Annotated in this window: 25 protein-coding genes; 19 read left to right on the forward strand and 6 right to left on the reverse strand. The window is 63.8% G+C overall.

Annotated elements, in window-relative coordinates:
• The first annotated feature begins 8 nt into the window (after positions 1 to 8).
• Entirely contained in the window at positions 9 to 2,285 is a 2,277-nt protein-coding gene (locus tag IPK70_06365) for a tail fiber domain-containing protein (protein MBK8226784.1), read from the forward strand.
• Between the two features lie 120 nt (positions 2,286 to 2,405).
• Here IPK70_06365 and IPK70_06370 read toward each other — a convergent pair whose 3' ends face one another.
• A complete protein-coding gene (locus IPK70_06370; GenBank protein MBK8226785.1) occupies positions 2,406 to 2,825 on the reverse strand; it encodes a nucleoside-diphosphate kinase in 420 nt (139 codons plus the stop codon).
• A 173-nt stretch (positions 2,826 to 2,998) separates the two neighbouring features.
• On the opposite strand from IPK70_06370, the gene IPK70_06375 reads away from it, so the two are divergent.
• The 6 genes from IPK70_06375 (at position 2,999) to IPK70_06400 (ending at position 8,323) form a co-directional block, all read left to right on the forward strand.
• Positions 2,999 to 3,889, forward strand: a complete 891-nt coding sequence (locus IPK70_06375; protein MBK8226786.1) for a hypothetical protein — start codon at positions 2,999 to 3,001, stop codon at positions 3,887 to 3,889.
• 8 nt (positions 3,890 to 3,897) lie between these two features.
• Entirely contained in the window at positions 3,898 to 4,416 is a 519-nt protein-coding gene (locus IPK70_06380) for a hypothetical protein (GenBank protein MBK8226787.1), read from the forward strand.
• 41 nt (positions 4,417 to 4,457) lie between these two features.
• Positions 4,458 to 5,483 (forward strand): bifunctional oligoribonuclease/PAP phosphatase NrnA, encoded by a 1,026-nt coding sequence (locus IPK70_06385; protein MBK8226788.1) that lies wholly within the window; start codon positions 4,458 to 4,460, stop codon positions 5,481 to 5,483.
• 270 nt (positions 5,484 to 5,753) lie between these two features.
• Positions 5,754 to 5,984, forward strand: coding sequence for an FKBP-type peptidyl-prolyl cis-trans isomerase (locus IPK70_06390; GenBank protein MBK8226789.1), 231 nt, complete (start codon positions 5,754 to 5,756; stop codon positions 5,982 to 5,984).
• Between the two features lie 38 nt (positions 5,985 to 6,022).
• A complete protein-coding gene (locus IPK70_06395; protein MBK8226790.1) occupies positions 6,023 to 6,853 on the forward strand; it encodes an FKBP-type peptidyl-prolyl cis-trans isomerase in 831 nt (276 codons plus the stop codon).
• Between the two features lie 33 nt (positions 6,854 to 6,886).
• Positions 6,887 to 8,323, forward strand: a complete 1,437-nt coding sequence (locus IPK70_06400) for a hypothetical protein (protein ID MBK8226791.1) — start codon at positions 6,887 to 6,889, stop codon at positions 8,321 to 8,323.
• Here the strand turns inward: IPK70_06400 and IPK70_06405 are convergent, their stop codons facing one another.
• Together IPK70_06405 and IPK70_06410 are read right to left on the reverse strand one after the other, a co-directional pair.
• Complete coding sequence (locus IPK70_06405; protein ID MBK8226792.1) at positions 8,324 to 9,052, reverse strand: SAM-dependent methyltransferase; 729 nt, start codon at positions 9,050 to 9,052, stop codon at positions 8,324 to 8,326.
• Positions 9,033 to 9,494, reverse strand: a complete 462-nt coding sequence (locus IPK70_06410; GenBank protein ID MBK8226793.1) for a low molecular weight phosphotyrosine protein phosphatase — start codon at positions 9,492 to 9,494, stop codon at positions 9,033 to 9,035. The genes IPK70_06405 and IPK70_06410 overlap by 20 nt, the downstream gene beginning before the upstream one ends.
• 57 nt (positions 9,495 to 9,551) lie before the next feature.
• Between IPK70_06410 and IPK70_06415 the strand changes: the two genes are divergently transcribed.
• The 9 genes from IPK70_06415 to IPK70_06455 all read left to right on the forward strand — a co-directional run bounded on the left by IPK70_06415 (position 9,552) and on the right by IPK70_06455 (position 20,049).
• On the forward strand, positions 9,552 to 9,872 hold the full coding sequence (locus IPK70_06415) for a hypothetical protein (protein ID MBK8226794.1): 321 nt from the start codon (positions 9,552 to 9,554) through the stop codon (positions 9,870 to 9,872).
• Positions 9,860 to 11,686, forward strand: a complete 1,827-nt coding sequence (mutL, locus tag IPK70_06420) for a DNA mismatch repair endonuclease MutL (protein MBK8226795.1) — start codon at positions 9,860 to 9,862, stop codon at positions 11,684 to 11,686. The genes IPK70_06415 and mutL overlap by 13 nt, the downstream gene beginning before the upstream one ends.
• Positions 11,686 to 12,456, forward strand: coding sequence for a rhomboid family intramembrane serine protease (locus IPK70_06425; protein MBK8226796.1), 771 nt, complete (start codon positions 11,686 to 11,688; stop codon positions 12,454 to 12,456). Before mutL ends, IPK70_06425 begins: the two co-directional genes overlap by 1 nt.
• 18 nt (positions 12,457 to 12,474) lie before the next feature.
• Positions 12,475 to 13,368 carry a rhomboid family intramembrane serine protease gene (locus tag IPK70_06430; protein ID MBK8226797.1) on the forward strand — a complete coding sequence of 298 codons (894 nt, stop codon included), beginning with the start codon at positions 12,475 to 12,477 and terminating at the stop codon, positions 13,366 to 13,368.
• A gap of 98 nt (positions 13,369 to 13,466) precedes the next feature.
• Positions 13,467 to 14,621 carry an endonuclease/exonuclease/phosphatase family protein gene (locus IPK70_06435; GenBank protein MBK8226798.1) on the forward strand — a complete coding sequence of 385 codons (1,155 nt, stop codon included), beginning with the start codon at positions 13,467 to 13,469 and terminating at the stop codon, positions 14,619 to 14,621.
• Positions 14,622 to 14,688: 67 nt separating this feature from the next.
• Positions 14,689 to 15,690, forward strand: a complete 1,002-nt coding sequence (locus IPK70_06440) for a DUF4349 domain-containing protein (GenBank protein MBK8226799.1) — start codon at positions 14,689 to 14,691, stop codon at positions 15,688 to 15,690.
• A gap of 43 nt (positions 15,691 to 15,733) precedes the next feature.
• On the forward strand, positions 15,734 to 18,172 hold the full coding sequence (locus IPK70_06445) for a hypothetical protein (protein MBK8226800.1): 2,439 nt from the start codon (positions 15,734 to 15,736) through the stop codon (positions 18,170 to 18,172).
• Positions 18,159 to 19,217, forward strand: a complete 1,059-nt coding sequence (locus tag IPK70_06450) for a hypothetical protein (protein MBK8226801.1) — start codon at positions 18,159 to 18,161, stop codon at positions 19,215 to 19,217. The genes IPK70_06445 and IPK70_06450 overlap by 14 nt, the downstream gene beginning before the upstream one ends.
• A 91-nt stretch (positions 19,218 to 19,308) precedes the next feature.
• Positions 19,309 to 20,049: a hypothetical protein gene (locus IPK70_06455; GenBank protein MBK8226802.1), complete on the forward strand. Its 741-nt coding sequence runs from the start codon at positions 19,309 to 19,311 to the stop codon at positions 20,047 to 20,049.
• A 56-nt stretch (positions 20,050 to 20,105) separates the two neighbouring features.
• On the opposite strand, the gene IPK70_06460 is transcribed toward IPK70_06455, so the two are convergent.
• Positions 20,106 to 20,570, reverse strand: a complete 465-nt coding sequence (locus IPK70_06460; GenBank protein MBK8226803.1) for a hypothetical protein — start codon at positions 20,568 to 20,570, stop codon at positions 20,106 to 20,108.
• 11 nt (positions 20,571 to 20,581) lie between these two features.
• Positions 20,582 to 20,974 carry a rhodanese-like domain-containing protein gene (locus tag IPK70_06465; protein MBK8226804.1) on the reverse strand — a complete coding sequence of 131 codons (393 nt, stop codon included), beginning with the start codon at positions 20,972 to 20,974 and terminating at the stop codon, positions 20,582 to 20,584.
• A 163-nt stretch (positions 20,975 to 21,137) separates the two neighbouring features.
• Here IPK70_06465 and IPK70_06470 point away from each other — a divergent pair, with 163 nt between their 5' ends.
• The 3 genes from IPK70_06470 (at position 21,138) to IPK70_06480 (ending at position 24,509) form a co-directional block, all read left to right on the forward strand.
• On the forward strand, positions 21,138 to 21,899 hold the full coding sequence (locus IPK70_06470) for a DUF3575 domain-containing protein (protein ID MBK8226805.1): 762 nt from the start codon (positions 21,138 to 21,140) through the stop codon (positions 21,897 to 21,899).
• A 195-nt stretch (positions 21,900 to 22,094) separates the two neighbouring features.
• Positions 22,095 to 23,609, forward strand: a complete 1,515-nt coding sequence (locus IPK70_06475; protein MBK8226806.1) for a sulfatase-like hydrolase/transferase — start codon at positions 22,095 to 22,097, stop codon at positions 23,607 to 23,609.
• 84 nt (positions 23,610 to 23,693) lie between these two features.
• Positions 23,694 to 24,509 carry a class D beta-lactamase gene (locus tag IPK70_06480; protein MBK8226807.1) on the forward strand — a complete coding sequence of 272 codons (816 nt, stop codon included), beginning with the start codon at positions 23,694 to 23,696 and terminating at the stop codon, positions 24,507 to 24,509.
• A 103-nt stretch (positions 24,510 to 24,612) separates the two neighbouring features.
• Here the strand turns inward: IPK70_06480 and IPK70_06485 are convergent, their stop codons facing one another.
• Positions 24,613 to 24,804, reverse strand: coding sequence for a hypothetical protein (locus IPK70_06485; protein ID MBK8226808.1), 192 nt, complete (start codon positions 24,802 to 24,804; stop codon positions 24,613 to 24,615).
• Positions 24,805 to 25,122: the final 318 nt, after the last annotated feature.

The raw sequence follows: 25,122 nt of genomic DNA on the forward strand, positions 1-25,122 counted from the left end.
CGAAGACCATGAAGAAGAATAAGTTCCTGGGCTGCCTGGCGGCCTTGACGATAACGCTCCATGCGAGCGCACAATTGGATTGGAATACTGCGGGGAATAACATCACCGGCTTCGAGTGGTTCGGGGCTGATGGCACCAGCACCATCCCGCTGCAGATCCGGCATGACGCAGATCAGCCGATCGAGTGGTACACCAATGCCATCCGGCGAATGTACCTGCAGCAGGACCTCAGCTATCAGATCGGCTCATTCCCGGGACAGGACAAGTTCGGCCATCTGCTGCTGAGCCCCGATGTGGATGTGTTCTTCAGCAACCTAACGTATGCGCGCGGGCCATTTACTCTGCTGCATCTAGCGGCGGCTACGGACAATGCACAGGAAGTCAGCTACAGGCCTTGGATGAATACGGGTATCACCTTCACGGGCAATGCGGACCACGGCTACGTGGGGCAGAAGGCTGGTGAACTGGATTACACGGATATGGTGATCCATTGGAGCGACAACCCCGGTGAGACCTTGAAGGACCGCATGCGCTTCATCTTCACCAGCGGCTTCAACAGCGCGGCCAGCGGCGCTGAGAGCGAAGAGGGCCTGGAGTTCATGCGCATGTGGCCAAATAGGTATGAGGACCCTCACATCGGGGTGGGCGATTTCTATGCGGCCAACCTGGCGGACAATACCATCACCGAACCCACCGAACGCCTGGACATGGTGAACGGGCGCCTGCGCATCCGCGACCTTCCTGAAGCCAGCGGAGAGGCTACTGGCACCTACAAGGTGATGGTGGTTGACGATGCCGCCAGCGGCGATGAGCGCGGGGTGGTGAAATGGGCCACCTTGCCCACGCCGCCGGCCGGAGACGATTGCGATTGGGAGTTGGATGAAACGACCAACCGTCTTTGGACCGCTACGGCTCCCATCGGTACGAACGATGATTGCCCGGAAAAGGATTGGCTTGTTGGCATTGGTACTTCAGCAATGGCCTACAAGCTGGACATAGATCACGATGGCAGCACGGATCCGATATCCGGAGGCTTGCGTGTGAAGTACACGACAGGCCAGAGCGGCTGGACTTATGGCGTGAAGTCGGATCTCGTGCCTTCATCAGGCGGCTCCATGCAGTATGCCGCAGGGGTGCAAGGCTCTGTATCCAAAGCAACGCAAGAGGGTTGGGGCTTACGAGGCACTGCGGAGGCGAACGCCTCAACCACGGTCGTTGTCGGCGGTGTCGAAGGCAACGCGTTAACCACTGCGGGTACGGTGACTTCTGCGTACGGGAACAAAGGCAAAGTCAATCTCGGCAGTGGCGCTACCACCACTGAGGCCAAGGGGCTGTACGGCTTGATCGAGGCCGGCGGCGGAACGGCTACCAAAACTTATGGCGTGTATGGTTATGGCGTTCAGGGCACAACCGATACATATGGAGCGTACCTGTGGGGCAATGGTCCCACGGACGCGACTGTGTACGGTGTGTACGGGCGCGCAACAGGTGGTGGCACCAATGGGTTCAGGTATAGCGTTTATGGCGAGAATGCGGGTTCAGGGGCGAATGACTGGTCCGGGTATTTCCCTGGCCGATGCTACATCGCCGGTACCACATACTCTCCGTCGGATTCGAATTTGAAGACCGGTGTTGAGGTGCTTTCGGGCGCAACCAGCATGCTCATGCAACTGAACCCTAAGCGATACCAGTACCTTGCTGATGACCACCCACAGCTCGGACTTCCGTATGGGGATCGATTCGGGTTCCTTGCTCAGGAAATGCAAGCAGTCTTCCCACAATTCGTCACCGAAGTGCATCAACCCGCTGCGTATGATGCTGATGGAAACGTATCTGCCGATGCGATGGATTTCCTCGGGCTTAGCACAACCGAGTTGATTCCGCTGCTCGTCGCGGGCTTTCAAGAACAGCAGGCACAGATTGCCCAGCTCCAAGAGCAGCTGGCCATTTGCTGCGGCAACCCTGACGGTTCAGAACAGCGTTCCGGTTCCGCTGTGGATGAGGAAGGTCTCACCCCCGCCCAAGAGCGCCTGCTCCGTATCGCGCCCAATCCGTTCACGGACCGCACCACATTGTTCTGCACCCTCGAACGCGCGGGCCGCATGCAGTTGTTGGCCAACAGCGCCGAAGGCCGCAGCCTCTTGGTGCTGAGCGAGGGCCAGCGCGAGGCCGGTGAGTTCCAGTACGAGTGGAGCACCGAGAACCTGGCGCCCGGTGTGTACTACATCACCCTCTTGCTCGATGGCGAGCCGGTGGTGAAGCGCGCGGTGAAGGTGGGGAGGTAGCGGTTAGTCCCCTGGGTTTCCTCACTCCCCAGCGCCCTGCGCTCCGGAATGAGCTTCACGACAATAGTGCAAGGGTGCGAGAGCCATGCTCTCGCACCCTTGCGCGTTCGCACGTTTCCTCTAGAACTGCTCCCTTCCGCTGAAGAAGAAGGCGCCTTCGATGGCGGCGTTCTCGTCGCTGTCGCTGCCATGCACGGCGTTTTTGGCCTTGCTCTCGGCGAAGCGCTTGCGGATGGTGCCCTCGGCGGCTTGCGTGGGATCGGTGGCGCCGATCAGGTCGCGGAAGCGCTGCACGGCGTTGTCGCCCTCGAGGATCGCCGCAACGATGGGGCCGCTGGCCATGTACTCCACCAGCTCGCCGTAGAAGGGGCGCTCCTTGTGCACCGCGTAGAAGGTGCCGGCCTCCTGCCGCGAGAGCCGCGTGTACTTCATGGCCACCACGCGGAAGCCATTGTCCATGATCATGTCCAGGATCTTGCCCATGCTGCCGGCGGCCACCGCCTCGGGCTTGATCATCGTGAATGTCCTGTTCGTCGCCATGCGCTATCGTCTCCTCGGTTAGTTGGCCGTGCTCCCGGGCGGTCGCCGGCCAAGGGTTGTTGAAAAAGCGGCGCAAAAGTAATCGGACACCTTCTCCGCCAGCGGGTGCAAGGGCTTCTTCCTTCGTTGCGTCACCCGATAGCGGCTGTTGCCGCGTCCTGAAGCCCCGATCCATGCCCACTCTCCGGCCCTTCCTGCTGCTCCCGTTCCTGATGCTCGCTGCCTGTGGCGGCGGAGAGAAGCCGGCCGACGGCACAAGCGGCGGCCTGGTGATCGGCGGCGAGGAGGCGGTCGTCACCTCGATGTACCAGATGCCCACGCCCAACGAGCTCTTCGGGCTGGTGCGTCAGATGGCGGGCGACGGGCACCGCCGGCTGATGAACCCTTCCACGAACGTGGACCGCTACGTGAGCCTCCGCGCGCGGGCCGTCAATTTCGGCGTGTACGCCACCGACCTGGTCTATGCAAGCAGCTTCAAGCTGAACGTGGATGTGGCGCGCTACTACCTCACCTCGAAGAAGCTGGCGAGCTCGCTCGGGCTCGATGCCGCCTTCACCGATGCGGATTTCGTGCGGCTGGAGTCGAACCTGGCCCGCGGCGACTCTTTGGAGATCATCAGCAACGAGGCTTACCAGCGGGCCTATGAGCGCATGCAGCAAGAGGATATGGGCCCCGTGCTGCACCTGGTGCTGGCCGGCGGCTGGATGGAGAGCATGCATCTGGTGGTCCGCCAGATCGAGGCCTTCGGGGGCGGCGAGGCCCTGATGGCCCGCGTGGCCGAGCAGAAGGTCACGCTCGATCATCTGCTGGGCATGATGGAGGCCACGCGCGACCAGCCCGATGTGGCCGCCGTGTACACCGACCTGGCGGCGGTGCGCGCCATCTACGACCAGCTCGAAGTGAAGCGCTCGGCCCATCAAGGCGCATCGCCATCGGGCCGAATGGTCCTCGGCGAGGATGTCACCATCGAGCTCACGCAGGCGAAATACCAGGAACTGGCGCAGGCCATCGATCGTTTGCGCGCTGAATGGACCAAGCCCGAAGGCGACACCACCAACTCGTAAGCGATCACATGATGCCCCGTTCCCTCTTCCTTGCCCTCGCGCTTCCCTGCGCCTCCTTCGCTCTTGCGCAGGTCTCCGAGTGCCCCACCTATCATCGTTTCAACTGCGAGCGCTCCGGCGATGCCCGCTTCTCGGTGAACGGCCAGAGCCGAAGCGCCATGGTGAAGATCGGGGAGGAGACCGAGCTGAACATCATCGTGTACCGCGGCCAGGATTACCGCATCAGCGTCTGCTACGACGACAAGATCCTGGGTGAAGGCCTGGCCATCCGCCTGGTGGAGAAGATCCGCACCAACAAGCCCGGGGGGGCCAAGGGTGATATGATCGAGACCGAGAAAGTGCTGTGGGACAATACCGAGCACGACATGGTGTCCAGCATCGAGTTCAGCTGCACCGCCACCAAGCGCATCGCGGTTGAGGTGAATGCGCCGGGTGCGGCGGAGCGCAAGGGCAAGAAGGCGGACATCGACATCGGCTGCGTGGGCATCCTGATCGAGCACATGCCCTCGCCGGGCATCGGATTCTGAAGGCAGCGGCTGCCGGTTGCCCTGCGGCTATATTGCCCTCCATGTCCGCTGATACCTCCGTGCCGGTCGATGCTCTTCGAGGCCTGCGCGACCTGCTGAGCACGCCGAGGCGGTTGGCCTTGGTCACGCATTACAATCCGGACGGTGATGCGATCGGCTCAGCGATCGGCTTCATGCATGTGCTTCGTGCGGCAGGTCACCATGCGCAGGTGCTGCTGCCGAATTCAGCCCCGCCCTTCCTGCGCTGGATGCCGGGCTATGAGGAAGCCCTGGCGGGCGATGCGCAGCGCGAACAATGCCTTGCGGCCATCCGCGAAGCCGATGCGGTGATCTGCCTCGACTTCAACCGCCGCGATCGCGTCGGCACGCTGGAGGAAGCCCTTCGTGCAGCACCGTTCACCGTGCTGATCGATCATCATCAGGAGCCTGAGGATTTCGCGGCGATCTCCTTCAGCGACACAGGTGCATGCGCCACCAGCCAGATGGTGCATGACATCGTGGAGGCGCTGGGCTGGGGCCAGCGCATCGGTCGGGAAGCGGCCACGTGCCTGTACACGGGCATCGTCACCGATTCCGGGAGCTTCCGCTTCGGCAGCACCACCCCGCACACGATGCGCGTGGCTGCGCGCCTGATGGAGCGCGGCGTGCGAATCACCGATGTGCATGAGGCCATCGCCGATGACAACCGGCCGGACCGCCTGCGGCTCCTGGGCTTCACGCTCAGCGAGCGCATGGCGGTGCTGCCCGAGCTCGCCACGGCGATCATCTCCCTAAGCCTCGAAGACCTGAAGCGCTTCAATCATCAGCAAGGCGATACCGAAGGTTTCGTCAACTACGGCCTCTCCATGCGCGGCATCCGTCTCGCAGCGCTCTTCATCGAGCGACCTGATCTGGTGAAGGTGAGCCTGCGCAGCAAGGGGCAGCTGCCCGTTGATGGACTGGTGCGCGAGCACTTCCATGGCGGTGGGCACCGCAATGCCGCTGGCGGACAGGCCAAGGAGACCCTCGCCGAGGCCGTCGCGCGATTCCGAGCGCTGCTCCCTGATTTCATCGCCCAGCATCCATGAGGCTCGCTTTTATCCTGCTGTTGGTCGCCTGCAATGGCTCGGCTCCCGCGCCGGTGCAGCAGCAGCCCGCGACCAAGGAAGAGCTCATCCGCGACAATCGTGATGCGATGCGCCTGGAGGACCGTGACATCGACCTCTACGTGAATCGATTCGCGCTCGATCCGCAGCGAAGCGGAACCGGCGTGCGGCACCAATTGCTGCGCGATGCGCCCGGCGCCGCCGTGAAGCCCGGCCAATGGGCCCTGGTGCGCTACCGGATGGAGCTGCTCAATGGCGACACGGCCTACACGAGCAACCCCCGAAGGCCCGGAGGGGTTCCTGGTGGAAGAGGACAATGTGGAGAGCGGGCTGCACGAGGCGATCCAGCAGCTCTCCGTCGGCGACAGCGCGATCATCATCATCCCCAGCTACCGCGCCCATGGCCTCATCGGCGACCAGGACCGCGTGCCTCCGCGCAGCACGGTGGTGTACCGCATCGGCCTGGCCGGCATCCGCGAGTGAGCATGCGCTGCATCGGCTTGTTGATCACTGCGGCTGTCATGGCCGCGTGCACCCGCTCACCGCATGCGGGATACAAAGCGGTGGGCGATCAGGTGCATCTGCGGTACATCGCCTTGGGTGAGGGCGAGCGCGTGCCGGCGGATGGGGACAGCCTGCTGCTGCGCTTCCGTGCCTCCGGACTGAACGATGAGCCGGGATCGTACTGGAGCACCGAGCGCTGGTACAGCGCCGCGGAGATCCGCGAGGGCGCCTTGCTTCCCGTGCTGCGCCGCTTGCATGCCGGCGATAGCATGAGCGTGATCGCGCCCGCCTCGCAATGGCCATGGCCCGCGCTCCTGCGCAAGGACATTCCGCCGCCGCACGATACGCTCACCGTGCGCATGGAACTGCTCCTGCTCGACCTGCTCACGCCCGCTGCCAGCGATGAGCGAAGGGCGCGATTCAGGGCCAACGACCCCGAAGGCTTCGAGCGCATGCTGATCGAGGCCTATGCGGCACAGGACAGCGGCGCGTGGACGCGCTGGGGCACCAGCGACCTGCACTACCGGATCAGCGGTGCGCCCCTCGATACCGCGCGATGGGCCTTCGGCGATCCGCTGCGCGTGCGCTGGGAGGGCTTCGGCCTGGCCGATGGGCGAGCCATTGACGCCACGGCCAGGAATGGCGGTGATTTCGCATGGGACTACGGAACCCCCGATCAGTTGCTTCAAGGGCTGGAGGTAGCGGTGAGCCTGCTCCGCGAAGGGCAGCACGGCGAGTTCATCTTCCCATCGCGCATGGCCTTCGGTGATCGCGGGGTCCCAGGGCTCCTGGAGCCCGGCATGCCGGTGCGCTATGGGGTGAGCGTGGCCAAAGCGGTGCCCGGTTAGAACATCGCCCCGCCATCAGCGTATCAGCGCGCCATGCGCGCAACATCCACGCTCCCGGTCCTCTTCTTATTCACCGTTAGTGCGTTCGGTCAGGAGCGCCACGGCCTGCTCCACAGCAATTACGCCGGCGCCGATGCCGCGTGGGTCAATCCGGCGCGCTCCGCCGGCCAATGGCCTTGGCTCGATATCCGCTTCCTCGGCGCTGATGTGCACGCGTGGAACAGCCTCGTGGCCTACAGCGGTCGCGACCAACGGCTCGTGGGCGAGTTGCGCCAAGGCATGTCCGATGGGGTGGTGGTGATGCGCTCGGCAGGCGCGGGCCATGCGCATCGCGCGACCGTCTCCATTGGCGTTGCAGGGCCTGGTGTTTCGTTGGCGCTGGGGCGCACCACGGTCGGACTCGGGTTGCGCAGCCGGGCCCACGTGAGCGCATCGGGGCTCTCGCCTGCGATGGGCAACTTCATCTTCAATGGGTTGAATTTCGAGCCGCAGCATGGGGTCCGATTCTCCGATGAAGGCGTTCGCGTGGTCGGAGCGGCGTGGACGGAATTCGGCGTGAACCTGGGCCGGGTGCTGAGGGCGGAAGGCTTCGGGGTCCTGAGCGCGGGGATCAATGCACGCTACTTGCAAGCGCATGCCGGCGGCGCGCTTTCCTTTTCCGGCATCGACTACACGGTGCTCGACACAGCGCGCGCCAGCGTGCATGCCGCCACCATGAGCTATGGATTCGCGATGCCAGCGGCGAAAGCCGGCGGCGGCTTCGGCGCCGATCTCGGCATCACCTACACGCGCACGGACGACGAGGCCGATGGCTACATGCCGCATCGCAGCAGCGGCGGTTGCACGCCGTTGCGGTACAACTACCGCTTCGGTGCTTCGCTCATCGATCTCGGCGGATTGAGCTTCCGCGATGCGCAGTCAGGTGCATTGCAGGCGGGCGGCCTCGACATCGCTGATTACAACGACCTGCCCATCGATGATGAAGGCGACCTGGACAGCCTCATCGCTAGCGCCACCCGCTGGACGCGCAGCCCTGGGATGCGGATAGGCCTGCCCACGGGGGCCAGCGTGCAATTCGACAAGCGCATCGCCGGTGGCGCGTACCTGAGCGCGGCGGTGGTGCAGCAGCTGAGCGCGCGCGATGGCCTTCGCTTGCGCCGAGCGAACAGCATCGCCTTCAATGCGCGCTACGAGGCACGGCAGATGGAAGTGGCCTTGCCGCTCGTGATCGAGGAGTACGACCTGCGACGCCCCGCGCTGGGCCTCATGGTGCGCTTCAACGGGATCGTGGTGGGCACTGATCGCATCGGCCCGCTGGTGAGCAAGCGCGACATGCATGCCGCCGATTTCTACTTCCGCCTGCGCTGGCTCATCAACCGCAGCCCCTTCTGCAAAGGGAAGCGCAACGCGAAGGCACCTCATGCGCCCGGCAGCGGCGAAGCCTTGCCCTGCACGCAGCCCAACGGCTGATCATCTCAGCGATCCGATGAGGAATACCGCGGGCCGCTTACCGAGCGCGGGTATGCTCTTGCGCCAGGATCCGATCGTGCGGGTTGCCACGCTGCCTCCGGGCTGCGTGAGGTCGATGGCGACGCACAGCGCCGTGCCAGTTGCGCAGGTGGCCAACAGGTCGGCGAGGAGGGCGTCATTGCGGTAAGGCGTCTCGATGAAGAGCTGCGCGGCACCGGTGCGTTGCGCTTCCTGCTCCAATCGCTTGATCGCGGCCTTGCGTTCAGCAGGCTTCACCGGCAGGTATCCATGGAACGTGAAGTGCTGCCCATTCAGGCCGGATGCCGCGAGCGCGAGCAGGAGGGAGGAAGGGCCGATCATCGGCACCACGGTGATCCCAGCGGCGTGCGCCGCGCGCACCAGCAAGGCCCCGGGATCGGCGATGCCGGGCATGCCGGCTTCGCTGATGATGGCAGCGTCCCTGCCGCCGCTTAATCGACGCAATAGCGCATCCGCTTCCTGGACCGTGCTGTCCTTGTCGAGCCGGTGCAATTCGAGGCGGGCCAGATCGATTGACGGCACCATGCGTCGGAGCATCTGCCGCGCGGTCCTCTCATGCTCGCAGAAATAGAGCGTGATGCGCGAAGCGACGGCGATGTTCTCCGGCGGCACTTGCTCCGTGCCGCCATGGTCACCGAGCCAGACGGGCATCAAGTAAAGCGTGCCGTGCTCAGCGCTGCTCAAGGCCATCGAGGAGTTGGTTGCTGGCTTCCTTCAGCATGCGGAACACCTCATCGAAGCCCTCGTCGCCTCCGTAGTAGGGGTCGGGCACTTCGCGCAGCGGATGGTGCGGGGCATGGTCCATGATGAGCATCGCCTTGGTCGCGTGCTCGGGCGATGGAGCCAGCCTACGCATGTTCCGAAGGTTGTCGGCGTCCATGGCCAGGAGCAGGTCGAAGCGGTCGTAATCGGATTGCTTGAACTGCCGGGCGCGCAGGTCGCTGATCTCCATGCCCTGCTTGCGCATGGCGGCTTGGGCACGGCGGTCGGGCGGCTCGCCCACGTGGTAGTCGCCCGTGCCTGCGCTATCGGTGCTGAGGGCGATGCCGCGCTCCTTGGCCAAATGGCGCAGCACGCCTTCGGCCATGGGCGATCGGCAGATATTGCCGAGGCAGACCAGCAGGATCCTCATGGCGGCGAAGGTCGGCACCGGAAGGGAAGGCGTGGCGGCCCCGTTACCTTCGCCGCCATGCAAGCGCCCAAGCTGCCCGCCGCCTTTGGGATCTTCCGGCAACGGAAGCTGCGCGGGTTCGACTATGCGCCGCGCTATTATGATCCGGTGGAGGAGGAGCGCAAGGAGCGCATCGAGCGGGCGCGCGCGCAAGGGATGGAGGAGGCCAATCTCCGGCGCGATGACCTCCGCGCGCGCATGCGGCACAGCTGGCAGCGCGATGGCGGCGATCGCGCCAGCATGATGCGGCTGGTGGCGATCATGGGCATGGTCTGCATCATCCTCTACTTCATCATCAAGGGCTTCGGGCTCCTCGATCCCAGCGCATGGCCGACCTGATAAGGCTGCTGCCCGACCATGTGGCCAACCAGATCGCCGCGGGCGAAGTGGTGCAGCGCCCTGCCAGCGTGGTGAAGGAATTGCTCGAGAACAGCCTCGATTCCGGCGCCACGCGCATCACGCTCGCCGTGAAGGATGCGGGCCGCACCCTGATCCAGGTGATCGACGACGGGAAGGGCATGAGCCCCACCGACGCGCGCCTCTGCTTCGAGCGGCACGCCACCAGCAAGATCCGCCAGGCCGACGACCTGAGCGCCATACGCACCAAGGGCTTCCGGGGCGAGGCACTGGCCAGCATCGCGGCCATCGCCCAAGTTGAATCGCGAACGCGCGAGCGCGATCAGGAGCTCGGAACGCGCGTGCTCATCGAGGGGAGCCGCGTGCGCGCGCAGGAGCCGATCGCCGGTCCGGCCGGCACCAGCATCAGCGTGCGCAGCCTCTTCTTCAACACGCCTGCGCGCCGGCAGTTCCTCAAGAGCGACAGCGTGGAGCAGAAGCATGTGCTCGACGAGTTCTTCCGCATCGCCCTCGCGCATCCCGATGTGGCCTTCCGGCTGGTGAGCAATGACCGCGAGGAGTTCAACCTGCAGCCCGGCGCTGCTGATGGGTCGTGGAGCGCGGCCATGCGCCAGCGCATCACGGGCCTTTTCGGCCGCAAGCACGACGAGCGGCTGGTGCCGGTGGAGGAGGGCACCGACTTCGTGCATGTGCAGGGATTCGTGGGCAAGCCCGAATTCGCGAAGCGCACGCGCGGCGAGCAGTTCTTCTTCGTGAACCGCCGCTTCATCCGCAGCAACTACCTCGAGCATGCCGTGCGCCGCGCATACGAGGAACTCGTTTCCTCCGACAGCTATCCGGGCTGGTTCCTCTTCATCGACATCGATCCCGCGCAGATCGACATCAACATCCATCCCACCAAGACCGAGATCAAGTTCCGCGACGATCGCGCCGTGTATGCCATCGTGCATGCGGCCGTGCGCCGCGCATTGGGCCGCTTCAACATCACGCCCAGCCTCGATTTCGAGCCGGAGCCCGCCATGATCGCCGCCTCTGCGGCCACAGTGCCCGCCTGGCGGCCCAGTGACCTCGGCGCGTTCACCTCGCCGCCGCGCCCCAGTCCCGAAGGCTGGCAGAAGCTGTTCGACATGGGCATGGCCTCGCCGGTGGAAGAAGCGACCGTGGCCACCATGACGGCACGTCCGGCGCCGGACGACTTGGTTCTGCCCTCGCGCGAAGAGGATTCGATCGGCGACCGTCCGGTGTTCCAGCTGCACGGACGCTACATCGTGGCGCAGGTGCGCAGCGGCGTGCTCGTGGTCGATCAGCACCGCGCGCACGAGCGCATCCTCTATGAGCGCAACCTCCGCCTGCTCGCGCAAGGAGCGGGCATCACGCAGACGGAGCTCTTCCCGCGCCATGTGGAGCTGAGCGCCACCGATCTGGCATTGGTCGAGGGGGTGCTGCCTGAGCTGCGCTGCATGGGCCTCGACCTGGAGCTCTTCGGCGGCCGCACCGTGCAGGTGAACGGCATGCCCGCCGAGAGCGCCGATGAGGATCCTGCGCGGCTCATCGAGCAATTGCTCGAGCAGCTGCGCTCTGCGGGCAGCGCCCTGCGGAATGAGCGGCACCCGGCTCTGGCGCGCAGCATGGCGCGCAGCATGGCCATACGCCACGGCCGCGTGCTGGGCATCGCCGAGATGCACGGCCTCATCGACCGGCTCTTCGGCTGCGAGCAGCCCACGAGCACCCCGAGCGGAAAGCCCGTGCTCTTCACCTTCACTTTGGACGACCTTAACGAGCGCTTCGAACGCTGATGCAGTACCGCACCGGACCCTTGCAGCACACGCCCACCGTGGTGAAGAACCTGGTGATCATCAACGCCATCGTCTTCGGCCTGATGTTCATCAGCGGCGGGATCTTCCTCGGCATCCCGCTCACCACCACGCTCGGGCTGCACTACATCGGCGGACCGGCCTTCGAGCCCTGGCAGTTGATCTCGCACATGTTCATGCACGGCGGCATCGGGCACATCTTCATGAACATGTTCGGCCTCTTCATGCTCGGCTCGCCGCTCGAGTACCACTGGGGATCGAAGCGCTTCCTCAACTTCTACCTCATCTGCGGCCTGGGCGGCGCGGCGCTCAACATGGGCGTGCAGGCCTGGGAGTACAACCAGCTGGCGGAGCTGATGAGCGTTGCCGATATCGAGCAGGTGCGCGAGCAGGGCCGCATCGCGCTGGTGAATCTCTGGCGCGGCGGTGAAGGCTTCGGCGATGCCGCGATGAACGAGATGGCGGCCATCCTCTTCACGCCGATGGTGGGCGCGAGCGGAGCCATCTTCGGGATCCTGGCGGCCTTCGGCATCCTGTACCCGAACGTGGAGCTGATGATCATCTTCTTCCCGGTGCCCATCAAGGCCAAGTGGTTCGTGCTGCTCTACGCGGCTTACGAGACCTACGCAGGCTTCGCCGGGCTGATGGGCAGCGGCAGCGATAACGTGGCGCATTTCGCGCACCTCGGCGGCGGCTTGATGGGACTTGTGCTCGCCCTGCTCTGGCGCCGCCGATTGAGCCCATGGAGCTGAGCGCACCAACTTTGCGGCATGTTCGAGGAATTGAAGCGGCAGTGGCGGAGCGGCGGGATGGTGATCCGCCTCGTGCTGGTGAATGCGTCCGTTTTCGTCGCGCTGCACCTGATCAACCTGCCGTTCTGGGCCATGCGCCAGCCGGGCCCGGATATCCTGGGCTGGCTCTGGAGCAGGAGCGACCTCAGTGCCTTGATGCTCCGCCCGTGGACGATGGTCACCTACATGTTCACGCACTGGGGATTCGGGCACATCTTCTTCAACCTGCTGCTGCTCTGGTTCATGGGGCGGATCTTCGAGGACCTGCTCGGCAGCAAGCGCGTGCTGGGCAATTACCTGCTCGGCGGCTTCAGCGGCCTGGCGCTCTACCTGATCGGCTACAACGTGCTGCCGGTGTACGCGGACCAGGTGGCGGGCAGCAGCATCCACGGCGCCTCGGCGTCCGTGATGGCGGTGCTCGTGGGCATCGCGGCTTACCGGCCCGACTATGAGGTGCGGCTGCTGCTCTTCGGCACGGTCCGGCTGAAGTGGATCGCGCTGGTGCTCTTCCTCATCGACCTCGTGAGCGTGCAGGAGAGCGCCAACAGCGGCGGCCACCTCGCGCACATCGGAGGCGCGCTCTATGGCTACGCGTCATCCATGGCCCTGAAGCGCAGGAGCGGTGCGATGGATTGGTCATTGGCCTTCGTGAACGGGCTTGAGCGCTTCTTCGGCCGGTTCAAGCGGAAGAGCGGCGCGCGCATGCGCGTGGAGAAGCCCTTCTCCGGCAAGCGCCGTAGCGATGCTGATTTCAACGCGGCGAAGCGCGACCACCAGGCGCGCATCGATGCCATCCTCGACAAGATCAGCCGCAGCGGCTACGACAGCCTGAGCAAGGAGGAGAAGGATGTTCTCTTCAAGGCCGGGAAGTGAATTGGCTGAAGGTTGTTCTTTCGCTTCGCTCAGAATGAAAGGTTGATTCTTGAAGGTGATTCCGGTGCCGCGTCGATCCGAAGGGTCGACAACGATAAATGAAACCCGCCGAGCACGAACCGAAGCCTGCCAAGCGCCCCTCGCGTTGGCACCTGCCTTTGTGGTGGGCGAACGGCATCGCGGTCGGGCTGCTGCTGCTCACCTACTTAGCGCCGCATGTCAGTCCGCATGCGTTCTGGCCCTTGGCCTTGCTGGCCTTCGCTTATCCGTTCCAGCTCCTGGCGCATGCGGGCTTCCTGGTGTACTGGCTGCTCTTCCGCCGTAAGCGCATGCTGCTCTCCGGCTTGGCGCTGCTGATCGGCTACGGGCATCTCGCGGACCACATGCAACTCGCCGGGAGCGCTGCGCCGCCAACTGAGGAACTCGGCGAGCCGGTGAAGCTGCTCAGTTGGAACGTGCGCCTCTTCGACCTTTACAACTGGGACGACAACGAGCGCACGCGCGATGCCATCTTCGATGCGCTGGCCCGTGAGGACGCCGGCATCCTCTGCCTGCAGGAGTTCTTCCACAGCACCGACAAGCGCTACTTCCGCACACGGGATGCGATCATGCATGAACTCGGCTGCCGTTCGGAGCACATGGCCTGGACGCACACTGCCCGTTACGACCAGCACTACGGCATCGCCACCTTCAGCAAGCATCCGATCACGAGGCGAGGCCGCGTGCACTTCGGCCGGAAGACGAACAACATCTGCATCTGGAGCGACATCAAGCTGGGGACCGACACCATTCGGGTCTTCAATGCGCACCTGGCCAGCTTGCACTTCGGCGACGCCGATTACGATTTCCTCGATTCGCTCGGGCATGATCCGAGCACGGAGCTCCTGAAGCAGCACGGCGGACGCATCGCTGGGCTGCTGCGGAGCGGATTGGTTCGGCGCGCATCCGAAGCGGCCCGGATCGACAGCGCCATGCGCGCCAGCCCGCATCCGGTGGTCTTCTGCGGCGACATCAACGATGTGCCCATGAGCTATGCCTACCAGCTGCTTCGCGGTGATAAGCGCGATGCCTTCGTGGAGAGCGGCAGCGGCCTGGGCGGCACCTACATCGGCAGATTGCCCAAGCTCCGCATCGATCACATCCTGCACGATGAGGCCATTGAGTCGTGGGACTTCCAACGGCTGCCTGAGGAATTGAGCGATCACCATGGGCTCTCAGTGATGGTAGCGGTGAAGCGGGAATCGAACGATTGACCGTTGAAGGTGTATCGCAGCAATGCAAGGCGCATCCATGCGTTAGCGAACCAATCACCCCGGACCCATGAAGCTTCCCACCGCCATTCTCGCATTGATCGCGCTGATCGTCTTCTTTCCCGCATGCCAGCGCGCCCCGGATTCCGAATCAGCTAGCGTACCGGAGCATGAAAGCGCGCTCGAAGAAGAGAAGGCTGCAGGGGAGGCCAGTTCACGTTCCCTCAGTTTCGTCAGCAACGGATTTGCGGACATGTCCGTTGCCGCTGCCGCGGATTCTACCCCGCGCTACATGTCGTCGAGCGCCGCGCGAACCAATGGCGACACCACGCGCCGCTTCATCCGCACCGCCGATCTCAAGTTCAGGGTGAAGGATGTGGTGCAGGCCACGTATTCGATCGAGGACATCATTGCTGCGCAAGGCGGCCATGTGGAGCATGCGCACCTCACCACGCGCGTCGATCAGCGCTACACCATGCCTGTTAGCGAGGACAGCCTGTTGGAGACCACACGCTTCACCGTGGTGAGCAACTCGGTGCTGCGCGTTCCTGTGGGACGCCTCGACACCACCCTGAAGATGCTTGCGCGCTTCGTTGATTTCCTGGATCACCGCACCGTGAAGGCGGAGGATGTGCGCCCGCTGATGCTCGCGAACCTATTGGAGCAGCGCCGCATCGCACGCTACAACGGCAGGGTGGAGAAGGCCATCGATGAGCAGGGCAAGCGGCTGAAGGAGACCAGCGCCACGGAAGAGCAACTGCTGAACCGGCAGGAGCAGGCCGACCGCGCTCTGCTGAGCAGCATGAGCCTGCAGGACCGGATCGACTACAGTACGATCACGCTCGAGATCTACCAACGGCAGAGCGTGCGTCAGGAGCTGCTCGCCAAAGAGCACGGCGTGGAACGGTACGAGCCGGGCTTCCTCACCAAGCTGGGCAAGGCCGTGGCGAACGGCTGGCGGATGCTGCTGCGCTTCTTCCTGCTGGTGGCCGGCAATTGGAGCGTGATCCTGCTCGCGGCGATCGCTTTCGTCCTCATGCGGCGCTGGCTCCGCAAGCGGCCGCAGGGATGAGCGCCCGCCGGTACGGCGTAGATTCGGGCGCGAATCAAGTGCCATGACAGCAAGACTCACGCTCGCCTGTTCCACGCTCTTCCTTTCCTGCGCCACCGCCCTGGCCCAGCCCCGCATCCACGGCTGCCTGGTGCTGCGCGATGGAGCCGCTCCGCCTCGTCCGCAGGCGCTCACGCCCGATGAGCGCGACCTGATCGATGAGACGATCGCGCGCAGCGACACCTTCGACATCCTGCACTACGACATCAGCCTCGATGTCACCGATTACACCGGGCAGGCGATCACGGCCTCCACCACCGTCACCTATGCCGCGCGCATGCCGGGCCAAACAGGCATCCGCTTCGACCTTGTGGCGCTCACGGTGGACTCCGTGATCGGCGCCAATGGCCCGCTCGCCTTCACGCACGACGGCCAATTCCTGGATGTGCAGCTTGAGGATGAGCCAACGGTGGGCGAGGAGCAGCAGCTCACCGTGCATTACCACGGGCAGCCCATCGGCGACCCTAGCTGGGGCGGCTTCTACTTCGCCAGCAACTACATCTACAACCTGGGCATCGGCCTCACCACGGTGCCGCCCAACTTCGGCAAGGTGTGGTACCCCTGCTTCGACAGCTTCATGGAGCGCGCGGCGTACACCTTCCATGTGAAGAGCGCGGGTGGGCGCTGGCTGCTGGGACAAGGCGATTTCATCGGTGAGGTGCAGCTCGGCGGCGATACCGTGATCCGCAGCTACGAACTGCCGCATGCGATCCCCACGCACGTGAGCGCCATCGCCGTTGCCAATTACGCCGAGAACAACTACACGCACTCCGGCGCGTACGGCGACATCCCAGTGTCGCTCCGTGCCAAGCCCACGCAGCTCAGCGCCATGGTGGGCAAGTTCGGCGACCTGGGCGGGTGCATCGATGCGCTCGAGCATTGGTACGGACCGTACCCGTATGGCCGGATCGGCTATGTGCTCACCACCGATGGCGCCTTGGAGATCGTCACCAACATCGCTTACCCGGACTTCATGCCGGGGCAGCCCGTGGGACAGAACCGAGACCTCTATGCCCATGAGCTGGGACACCATTGGTGGGGCGATAAGGTGACACCGCGCGTGCACAACCATATGTGGCTGAAGGAAGGTCCGGCTGAGTACAGCGGCCATCTCTTCGAGGAATGGCTCAACGGACGTGAGGCCATGGTGAACAAGGTGAAGGATAACCTGCTCGACATCCTCACCACTGCGCACGGCGATGATGACGGCTTCCAAGCGCTTTCGCCCATGCCCGATGAGCACATCTACGGCACGCATACCTACTACAAGGGCGCTGCAGTGATGCACAACCTGCGCGGCTACCTCGGTGACACGCTCTTCCGCGAGGCCATGCGCGAATCGCAGATGCGCCTGGCCGATACCGTGATCACGCCCGAGATGTGGCGCGATACCATGGAGCTGATCACCGGCCGCGACCTGCATCCCTTCTTCGACGATTGGGTCTTCAGCCCCGGCTATTCGGTCTTCGAGGTGAGGTCGTTCACCGCGCAGGAAGGCGACATGAACTGGTTGGTCGATCTGCGCATCGGTCAGAAGCTCTATGGAACCACGGGGCTGCATGGCGAGACCCCGCTCGACCTCACCCTGATCGGCGCCGATGGGCAGACCCACGAATCGCCCATCACCGCGAGCGGACTGCTCACGGAAGTCTCGGTCAGCTGCCCCTTCGAGCCGGTGATGGCCGTGCTCAACCGCTACCAGCGCTTGAATCAGGCGCGCATGGACCACGAGATCAGCGTGGTGCCGGGCGTGGCTTTCTCCAGCGCCTTGCCGCGGGTGGAGTTCCGGCTGTACGCCACCGCGCTCACCGACACGACGCTCGTCCGGGTGGATCACATCTGGAGCGGAGCCGATGAGGACCTCGGCTGGAGCATCGCCCAAGTGAGCGGCACGCACTACTGGAACGTCGATGGCCTTTGGCCCGAAGGAACAGTGCTGCGCGCGCGCTTCATGTACCTGGGATCAACGCCGGGCCAGTTCGATCAAGCGCTGATCAATGGCGACGAGACGGGCATGGTGATGGTGTGGCGGCCCAACGCCGACGTGCCATGGCAGATCCATCCCGACCAAGTGCTCACAGCAGGCAGCACCACCAACGGCACCGGCTGGATCGATGTGAACACGCTTTACAAGGGCCAGTATGCCTTCGCGAAGGCCAGCGGTTTCATCGGTGTGCAAGAGCACGCGAGCGATCCGGCATTCGCGGTCTTCCCGGTGCCTGCGGATGAGGCCATCACGGTGCGGCTCAGCGAGCCGGCGCACGGTGCGTTGCAGCTGAAGGTGCTCGATGCGCAAGGCAAGCTCGTGATGCATGCCGTGCGCCGAACAGCGGCAGAGCTGCGGATCGATACGAGCGCCCTGCCCCCTGGCGCTTATACGCTGCAGGCGGCCATGCTTGAGGGCGAAGTGCTCGGCGCGCGCAGCTTCCATGTTGCCCGCTGAGGAGCCTTTCGTTGGCGCAGGGCTGAAGAAGCTCCTCTATCCCGTCAGCGCTGGATTGCGAGCCTACTTGGAGCATGGTGGACGGGCGGGTGGATTGCCGATCGCCTATGGCGACCTGATGCGCCATGATGGCGTGCTGCCCAGGCGCGGTCCCGATGGCGAGGACACCTTGTGGCAGACCGTGCTCTATCGTCCGGCCGACCGGGACGAACTGGATCAGAGCCTGGTGGAGACCTACCAGCGGCTCGTCGCCGACGGGCGGCGCATCGAGCATTTGCGGATCGGCGGGGTGGACCTCTGCCCGTATGGCAATTCGCAGCCCTTCCGGGTGAAGGTGATCAACCAGATCAATGACAACCACGACTACTTCTACGTGAAGCGCACCGATGCCAATCGCGTGTACGGACTGGAGCTCGAGCACCTGCTCTCGCCATATCGCATCAGCTATCTGGTGGAGGGGGCCACACTGGTTGAGGAGCACATCATCGGCGTGCCGGGCGATGCCTTCATCGCCGATCCCGCGCGCTATGGCGGCAAGCTGAACAGCGTGCGCCTGTGCAAGGAGTTCGTGAAGTTCAACGAGCGCTGCTTCGTGCGGCTGCTGGGCGATATGCGCGCCTACAACTTCGTGGTGGATGCCATCCACGACGTGGACCAGGTGCAGTACCGCTTCCGCGCCATCGACCTCGACCAGCAGAGCCACGACGGCCGCTTGCGCGGCTACCTGCCCCAGTTCTACAAGGAGAACCTGCCCTATGTGCAGCTCGCGCAGCAAGCCATCGGCGCTGCCACCGCCGCGCAGTACCGGAATGAGGAACGCGCGCTCATGCGTAAACGGGCTCGGTTGGCAGAAGGCCGGTTGAACGCCTTGATCGCCGCCATGAAGGCGGATGCGATCGCACCGGAGGAGAATGTCCGGCAGCTCGCCGATGAATTGGCCGCGCACCACCGTGATGCGGCATACAAGGGCCTGCCCACCATGGGCCACCTGCTCGAGCGCCACCTGTACCAGTGCCTCTTCGACCCCGCGGCCGGCGACGAGTAAGGGCGGAAGCCCGCCGGGCATGAACCTTCGGCCGATTGATGCCGTAGGAGCGCCCCGACCGCCGGGTACCGGTGTGCGAAAACGCTCCATCATGGCTCTGAACCGACTCTTCCTTGCTGCCCTTCTCGCGTTGTCCTCACAGGCATACGGGCAGCAGTACCGAATCGAGTACCGCTGGCTGAATTTCCCGTGCAGCGAGATCCTGAACTGCGACGCCGGCTGCAGCGCATGCAACATCCCCGATGCCTTGGGCGGTGCGCTCATCGGAACCAATGCGGCTTGGATCGGCGTGCAGACCTGCCCGTTGCCGGTGACGGTTGCGGATAATGCCATCTTCACGGCAGGCTGGCCGGTGCAGCCCGGACCCGACCATAGCGTGGTCTTCAACGTGATTGCCACGGCCCCGGTGCGCATCGACAGCATACGTTTCCGTCACGCCATCTATCAGGACGGGCCGCAGCGCGTCAAGGTGCTCTACACCGGCGACGTTGCCCAGCCCTTGCAAGAGGTAGCCGATGCCCAAGTGCCCACCGCATGGACCGATGTGACCTTGACCGGCCTCGGCGATGTGGTGATCCCGGAGGGCAATCCCTTCGGCACCCTGCAGATCCGATTCCAGCCTTATGAGGGCGGCAGCGGCGGCTGGGCGATTGATGAGCTCATCCTCTCCGCAAGTCCCTTGCAGAACGCTCAGACCGGCATCGCCGAGGTGCACCAACGTGCTCCTTCCGTGCGCGGTCCGCTTTACGATGTGATGGGCCGCCCGGTGGGCAATGAGCGCGCCCCGGGACTTTATCAGCAACAAGGCCGACGCATCGTACAGGTGGATTGATCCCGATAACCAATTGCTCGGACGCCGATGGTTGATCGCCATCGGCGTCCGTATTGTCAGCGGATCACGATACCGCGATCTTGCCCATCCAACTCGATAAGGAAGGAGTGGAGCGTTGTGCTAGGGAGGACTGTGGTATCTCCGCTTAGAATGATCAACAGCCGGTCGAGGTCGGCGAAGCATTCGGGAACGCACATCCAAGGATTCACCTCCCTGCCGGTGCGTAGCGCGGCGCCGGCCGGAATGGTCACCGTTACGCGCGTCAATCCGGCCCGCTCTATCGCGCCAATGGGCATTTCGTCGCCGATGGAATTGCGCTTCGCGTCGAACGCATGCAAAGTGGGGGAGTCGGAGAAGAGCCTGTTGTATCCATGCTCATAGCGACGTGAGTAGGAGACGATGATGTCCGCGCCGGACGCGTTGCATACATAGAAGGATGCGATGTATGAGCAACTGTTGAGGCTGACGGTGAGCGGGACCAGCCACGCGAGCTTGAAAACCGACGTTGATCCAGTGCGCACTGGACTTCGGTTCATGGTTCGGTCCTCAATCCAGCATCCTGCCAGCCGGTGATCCCGGCCGGCATGCAATGCACCTTCGTGTACCCTAGGCTAATGGCCGATTCCGCCGCCATGCGCGCAGCCGGGCATTCGGGGCTCCAGCAATAGAACACGATGGGCTGCGCCCTGTCGGCCGGAAGCTGGTCGGCTTTGATGGCATCGTACACGAGAAGCTTGGCGCCGGGAAGGTGCGCATCCGCATACGTGAAATCCTCGTTCACATCGGCGAGGAAGACCGTGCCCCGGAGCATGGCGAGCACTTCCTCCGGGGTGACTTCGATCACTGCCCACGCTGTTAGGCCATCGGACTGGGCAGAGCACAGGGAGGCCATGACGGCGAATAGTGCGGCGGTGCCGATGCGCATGGTGCCCAAAGCTGCTGAAAGATTCCGATCCTGCAAGCCTGCACCGCATGGGCGGTCCGGCGCAACCAATCGCTTCATCAGACAAAGGCCCTTGCTCCGATGCCAGGCTTCCGCCTACTTTCGGTGGCCTGTTCGCAGTTGTTCAGGTCCAACCGCAAATACCATGAAGCAGTTCCTCATCGCCACCGCGCTCCTCTTCGGCAGCGCTCCGCTGAACGCGCAGGATGCGGTCAGCACCCTCTTCGCACCGAAGCGCATCGTGAAGACCAACCTCGTCGGCTATGCGCTGCTGTCGGTCAACGCGAACTACGAGCAGAAGACCGGCGGCAAGACCTCGGTGGGCCTTCTGGCCGGCTACAAATTGCCGAATGTGATCAAGGTCGAGGCCATCGGCACCATCGATGGCGAGAAGCAGACCTATACCGGTGACATCGAGCCGAAGGGCCTCTTCCTGAACCCCTATTTCCGGTTCTACCCGAAGGAGACCTTCAAAGGCTTCTATGTGGAAGCCTTCCTGCGCTACTTCGACTACAACTTCCTGCTGCCCTACGATTATGAGAAGAATGGCGGGAAGATCCGCGCCAACGCTGATGGCAGCGCCACGGCCTTCGGCGGTGGATTGGCCTTGGGCGCGCAGTTCCCTCTCGGCCCGCGCGTGTACATGGACCTCAACCTCGGCTATGGCATGGCCGTGGGCAATGCGCACCTGGAGACCAACGATCCGAACCTGGAGCTGGAGGATTACCAGACGATCCAGCAGAACATCGAGAAGTACCAGGACGACGAGGATATCCAGGTCTTCATCCTGGGCGACATCCTCACGGACCCAAAGGCCGGGTCGAGCGACACCAAGGCCTGGGCCGATTTCGAGAACAAGGTCTTCGCGATCATGCGCGGCGGTATCTGCATCGGCTACGCGTTCTGAGCTTGAAGCGCTCTCCTTGAAGGCCTCGGAGCGATCCGGGGCCTTCACCGTTCTGGTGCATGCGCACCATGTGCAAGCGGGTGCGCGGGCCTTTGATTGGCAGGCATCACAGGCGGCGATGCGCACGGAGCCGGTTGTTATTGGCAACTTCCGCATCGTCGTTGAACCAAACGCCCTGGCATGCATCTTCGGCTCATGAGAATCAAGCTCGGGCTCGTCGCTATGATGTTCGTCCACCTCGTTTCCACGGCGCAGCAGCCCAATATCCTGCTCGTGATCGCCGACGACGTGGGCCTGGATCCCGTGCCCGGCTATCTGCCCGGTCCGCTGAAGGCCACCATGCCCAACCTCAGCGCGCTGATGGCGCAAGGGCTCAGCTTCGATAATGTTTGGGCCAGCCCGCTGTGCTCGCCCACGCGCAGCACCATCATCACCGGCCGCTACGGCTACCAGACCGGGGTGCTTAATCCAGGCGAGCTCTCACTGCTGCCAGCGGACGAGATCACGCTGCACCGCTACCTCACCGACAATGGCAGCGGATACGCCTCGTGCATCATCGGCAAGTGGCACTTGGGTGGCTCAACGCCTGATCCTGCTTATCCGAATGTGATGGGCGTACCGCACTATGCGGGCCTGCTCAGCGGCGCGGTGAACAACTACAGCACCTGGCCGCTTACCATCAACGGAAGCACATCGCCCTGCACCGAGTACATCACCACCAAGATCACGGACATGGCCATCGATTGGATCAACCAGCAGACGGCTCCGTGGTTCTGCTGGGTGGCGTACAACGCGCCGCACACGCCTTATCACTTGCCGCCGCTCAGCATGCACAGCCAGGGCGCCTTGCCCGCCGATCAGGCCAGCATCAACGCCAATCCGCTGCCCTACTACCTGGCCATGCTCGAGAGCGTGGACCATGAGCTCGGTCGGCTGCTGGCTGCACTCACGCCTGCAGAACTCGCGAACACCGTGGTCCTCTTCATCGGCGATAACGGCACTGAGGTGGATGTGATCCAAGCGCCATACCTGCAGAACCACGCCAAAGGCACCCTGTACGAAGGCGGCGTGCGCGTGCCCTTCGTGATGGCCGGCCCCGGCGTTACGCGCGCAGGAGAGCGGGAAGATGCGCTGGTGAGCAGCGTTGACCTCTTCGCCACGATCGTGGAACTCACCGGCGTCGCGCTTCCTGCATACGAGCAGAGCCGGAGCCTCGTGCCCCTGCTCACGCAGAGCGGGCAATCGGTGCGGTCCTGCCTCTACACCGATGTGTCCATCACCGGCAGCAGCGGCAGCGCCATCCGCGATGCGCGGTGGAAGCTCATCAACTTCGATAACGGGCAGCAGCGCTTCTACGACCTGCTCAATGACCCGTGGGAAGAAGCGAACCTGCTGCTCGGAGGGCTCACGCAGGCGGAGCAGATCGCCTTTGATGCGCTGAATAATGCCTGCGACCTGAGCACCAGCGTGCCAGCCCAGCAAGCAGGAACCTCGTTCAGCATCCGACCCAACCCCGTTAGCGATGTCTTGCTTGTGGATGCTCCAAGCGATGCGCCTGTGGATGTGCTGATTCGAGATGCGCTTGGTAGGGTGGTGCTTCAGCAGTCGGCAACGAGGCGCTTGGAGCTGGTCGGCCTGAAGCGCGGCATCTACGCAGTCGAGCTTGAACAAAGGGAAAGAAGGGAAGTGATCCGGATGGTGAAGGAGTGACGAGCGATCTTGATTGCCCCGGCATGAACGGAGCCTCGGCCATGGCCGGCAGCGCTCATGGCCCTTGGAACCCAACTTCGCGCCATGCGTCTCCCGATTCCGATCATCCTGCTCCTCACTGCGTGCTCCGGCCAGCCACCGGCCTCTGCGCCGCCAGTGACCCACGAACTGCGCGACGATCTCGCTCACCTGTTCAGCGATCAGCTGCTCAACGGCTCCTTCATAGGCTATGACGCGCATGCCGGTCGATGGCTCTTCATCGATAGTGCGCTATGCGACTCGGCCACACTGCCCGCGAGCACCTTCAAGATCCTGGGAACGCTCATCGGACTTGAGTCCGGCGCGCTTCCCGATGCGGAGCATGTGATCGCGTGGGATGGCCGCGACTACGGACGCCCTGCCGCCAACCGCAACCTCACACTGCGCGAGGCCTACGACGCCAGCGTGTTCTGGTACTACCGCGAGACCGTGCGTCGCATCGGGCCTGCCGGATTCAAGCAATGGCTGGATACCGTGAGCTATGGTAACGCCGACACCACCGGCGGCTTCGATCAATGCTGGGTGAGGGGAGGGCTGCGCATCACGCCGCGCCAGCAGATCGACTTCCTCCGCAAGCTGCACGACGGGCAATTGCCCTTCAGCGCGCGCACCTCTGCCATCACCAAGGACATCATGCTCCGCGAGGACACGCTGGGCCATGTGATGCGCGCCAAGACCGGCTGGGCCATGGGCGATGCCGGCAGCATCGGCTGGTACGTGGGCTGGGTAGAGGCCCCCGAACGCGCGCCGTACTTCTTCGCCAATCGGATCAGCACCAACGACACCGCGCACGCCACCTTCGCCCAGGACCGGATCGAGATCGCGAAGAAGGTGCTGAGGGCAGAAGGGGTGTGGCCGTGAGCGGGGACTTCCACCGCATCAATGCCGGTCCAGATCGGCCTGTCTTCACGGAAGCTCGTGCAGTGCTCATCCAATGAGCCGATGAGCGCGAACGTCAGTGGCCTCAATTGAGGCTGAAGGTGGGCTGGCGCAGCACCATGCGCGCGATCACGCGGCTCTCATTGGTGCGCATGCGGCTGATGAGCGCCTGCACCTGTTCGTCCAGTTCGCGGTCGCTGAGCTTCGCCAGGTCCTTGTACACCGGCAAGCTGCTCTTGCTCTTGAGGATGAGCGCTATTTTGTAGGTGCGTGACATGGTTCCGGGTAGAAGACGAGGCGAATACCCCGAGGGATGCCTTTCAAACGGGTGCGAACGATCGGATTAGAGGAACGGCGGTGATCAGAGGAGGAATGGCGGCGGTCAGGAGGATGAACGCGGCAAATGGCTGTTCGATGTGTCACCACGGTTTCGGCCGGGGGCGCGGAACACGAGAGGTTCACTGGGCAAGCACGGTCCGGGACCGCCCTCCCTCCGGTCGGGCTTTGCTCCAGGGGGGGGGCGGAGCAATCCAAGCTCGCTGCGCTCTCGAGGCTTCTCTTCTGCTATGCTCGCTCAAGCTGCGCTTGGCTCGCC

It is taken from the genome of Flavobacteriales bacterium, assembly GCA_016712535.1.
GTDB lineage: Bacteria > Bacteroidota > Bacteroidia > Flavobacteriales_F > PHOS-HE28 > PHOS-HE28.

Coding starts and splice junctions, on each gene's coding strand:
- IPK70_06435 (MBK8226798.1), top strand. CDS start 13,467: ATGAAACCCGCCGAGCACGAACCGAAGCCTGCCAAGCGCCCCTCGCGT.
- IPK70_06450 (MBK8226801.1), top strand. CDS start 18,159: ATGTTGCCCGCTGAGGAGCCTTTCGTTGGCGCAGGGCTGAAGAAGCTC.
- IPK70_06445 (MBK8226800.1), top strand. CDS start 15,734: ATGACAGCAAGACTCACGCTCGCCTGTTCCACGCTCTTCCTTTCCTGC.
- IPK70_06370 (MBK8226785.1), bottom strand. CDS start 2,825: ATGGCGACGAACAGGACATTCACGATGATCAAGCCCGAGGCGGTGGCC.
- mutL (MBK8226795.1), top strand. CDS start 9,860: ATGGCCGACCTGATAAGGCTGCTGCCCGACCATGTGGCCAACCAGATC.
- IPK70_06480 (MBK8226807.1), top strand. CDS start 23,694: ATGCGTCTCCCGATTCCGATCATCCTGCTCCTCACTGCGTGCTCCGGC.
- IPK70_06385 (MBK8226788.1), top strand. CDS start 4,458: ATGTCCGCTGATACCTCCGTGCCGGTCGATGCTCTTCGAGGCCTGCGC.
- IPK70_06415 (MBK8226794.1), top strand. CDS start 9,552: ATGCAAGCGCCCAAGCTGCCCGCCGCCTTTGGGATCTTCCGGCAACGG.
- IPK70_06390 (MBK8226789.1), top strand. CDS start 5,754: ATGGCGACACGGCCTACACGAGCAACCCCCGAAGGCCCGGAGGGGTTC.
- IPK70_06475 (MBK8226806.1), top strand. CDS start 22,095: ATGAGAATCAAGCTCGGGCTCGTCGCTATGATGTTCGTCCACCTCGTT.
- IPK70_06365 (MBK8226784.1), top strand. CDS start 9: ATGAAGAAGAATAAGTTCCTGGGCTGCCTGGCGGCCTTGACGATAACG.
- IPK70_06395 (MBK8226790.1), top strand. CDS start 6,023: ATGGCCGCGTGCACCCGCTCACCGCATGCGGGATACAAAGCGGTGGGC.
- IPK70_06485 (MBK8226808.1), bottom strand. CDS start 24,804: ATGTCACGCACCTACAAAATAGCGCTCATCCTCAAGAGCAAGAGCAGC.
- IPK70_06455 (MBK8226802.1), top strand. CDS start 19,309: ATGGCTCTGAACCGACTCTTCCTTGCTGCCCTTCTCGCGTTGTCCTCA.
- IPK70_06380 (MBK8226787.1), top strand. CDS start 3,898: ATGATGCCCCGTTCCCTCTTCCTTGCCCTCGCGCTTCCCTGCGCCTCC.
- IPK70_06400 (MBK8226791.1), top strand. CDS start 6,887: ATGCGCGCAACATCCACGCTCCCGGTCCTCTTCTTATTCACCGTTAGT.
- IPK70_06465 (MBK8226804.1), bottom strand. CDS start 20,974: ATGCGCATCGGCACCGCCGCACTATTCGCCGTCATGGCCTCCCTGTGC.
- IPK70_06440 (MBK8226799.1), top strand. CDS start 14,689: ATGAAGCTTCCCACCGCCATTCTCGCATTGATCGCGCTGATCGTCTTC.
- IPK70_06410 (MBK8226793.1), bottom strand. CDS start 9,494: ATGAGGATCCTGCTGGTCTGCCTCGGCAATATCTGCCGATCGCCCATG.
- IPK70_06405 (MBK8226792.1), bottom strand. CDS start 9,052: ATGGCCTTGAGCAGCGCTGAGCACGGCACGCTTTACTTGATGCCCGTC.
- IPK70_06375 (MBK8226786.1), top strand. CDS start 2,999: ATGCCCACTCTCCGGCCCTTCCTGCTGCTCCCGTTCCTGATGCTCGCT.
- IPK70_06470 (MBK8226805.1), top strand. CDS start 21,138: ATGAAGCAGTTCCTCATCGCCACCGCGCTCCTCTTCGGCAGCGCTCCG.
- IPK70_06430 (MBK8226797.1), top strand. CDS start 12,475: ATGTTCGAGGAATTGAAGCGGCAGTGGCGGAGCGGCGGGATGGTGATC.
- IPK70_06425 (MBK8226796.1), top strand. CDS start 11,686: ATGCAGTACCGCACCGGACCCTTGCAGCACACGCCCACCGTGGTGAAG.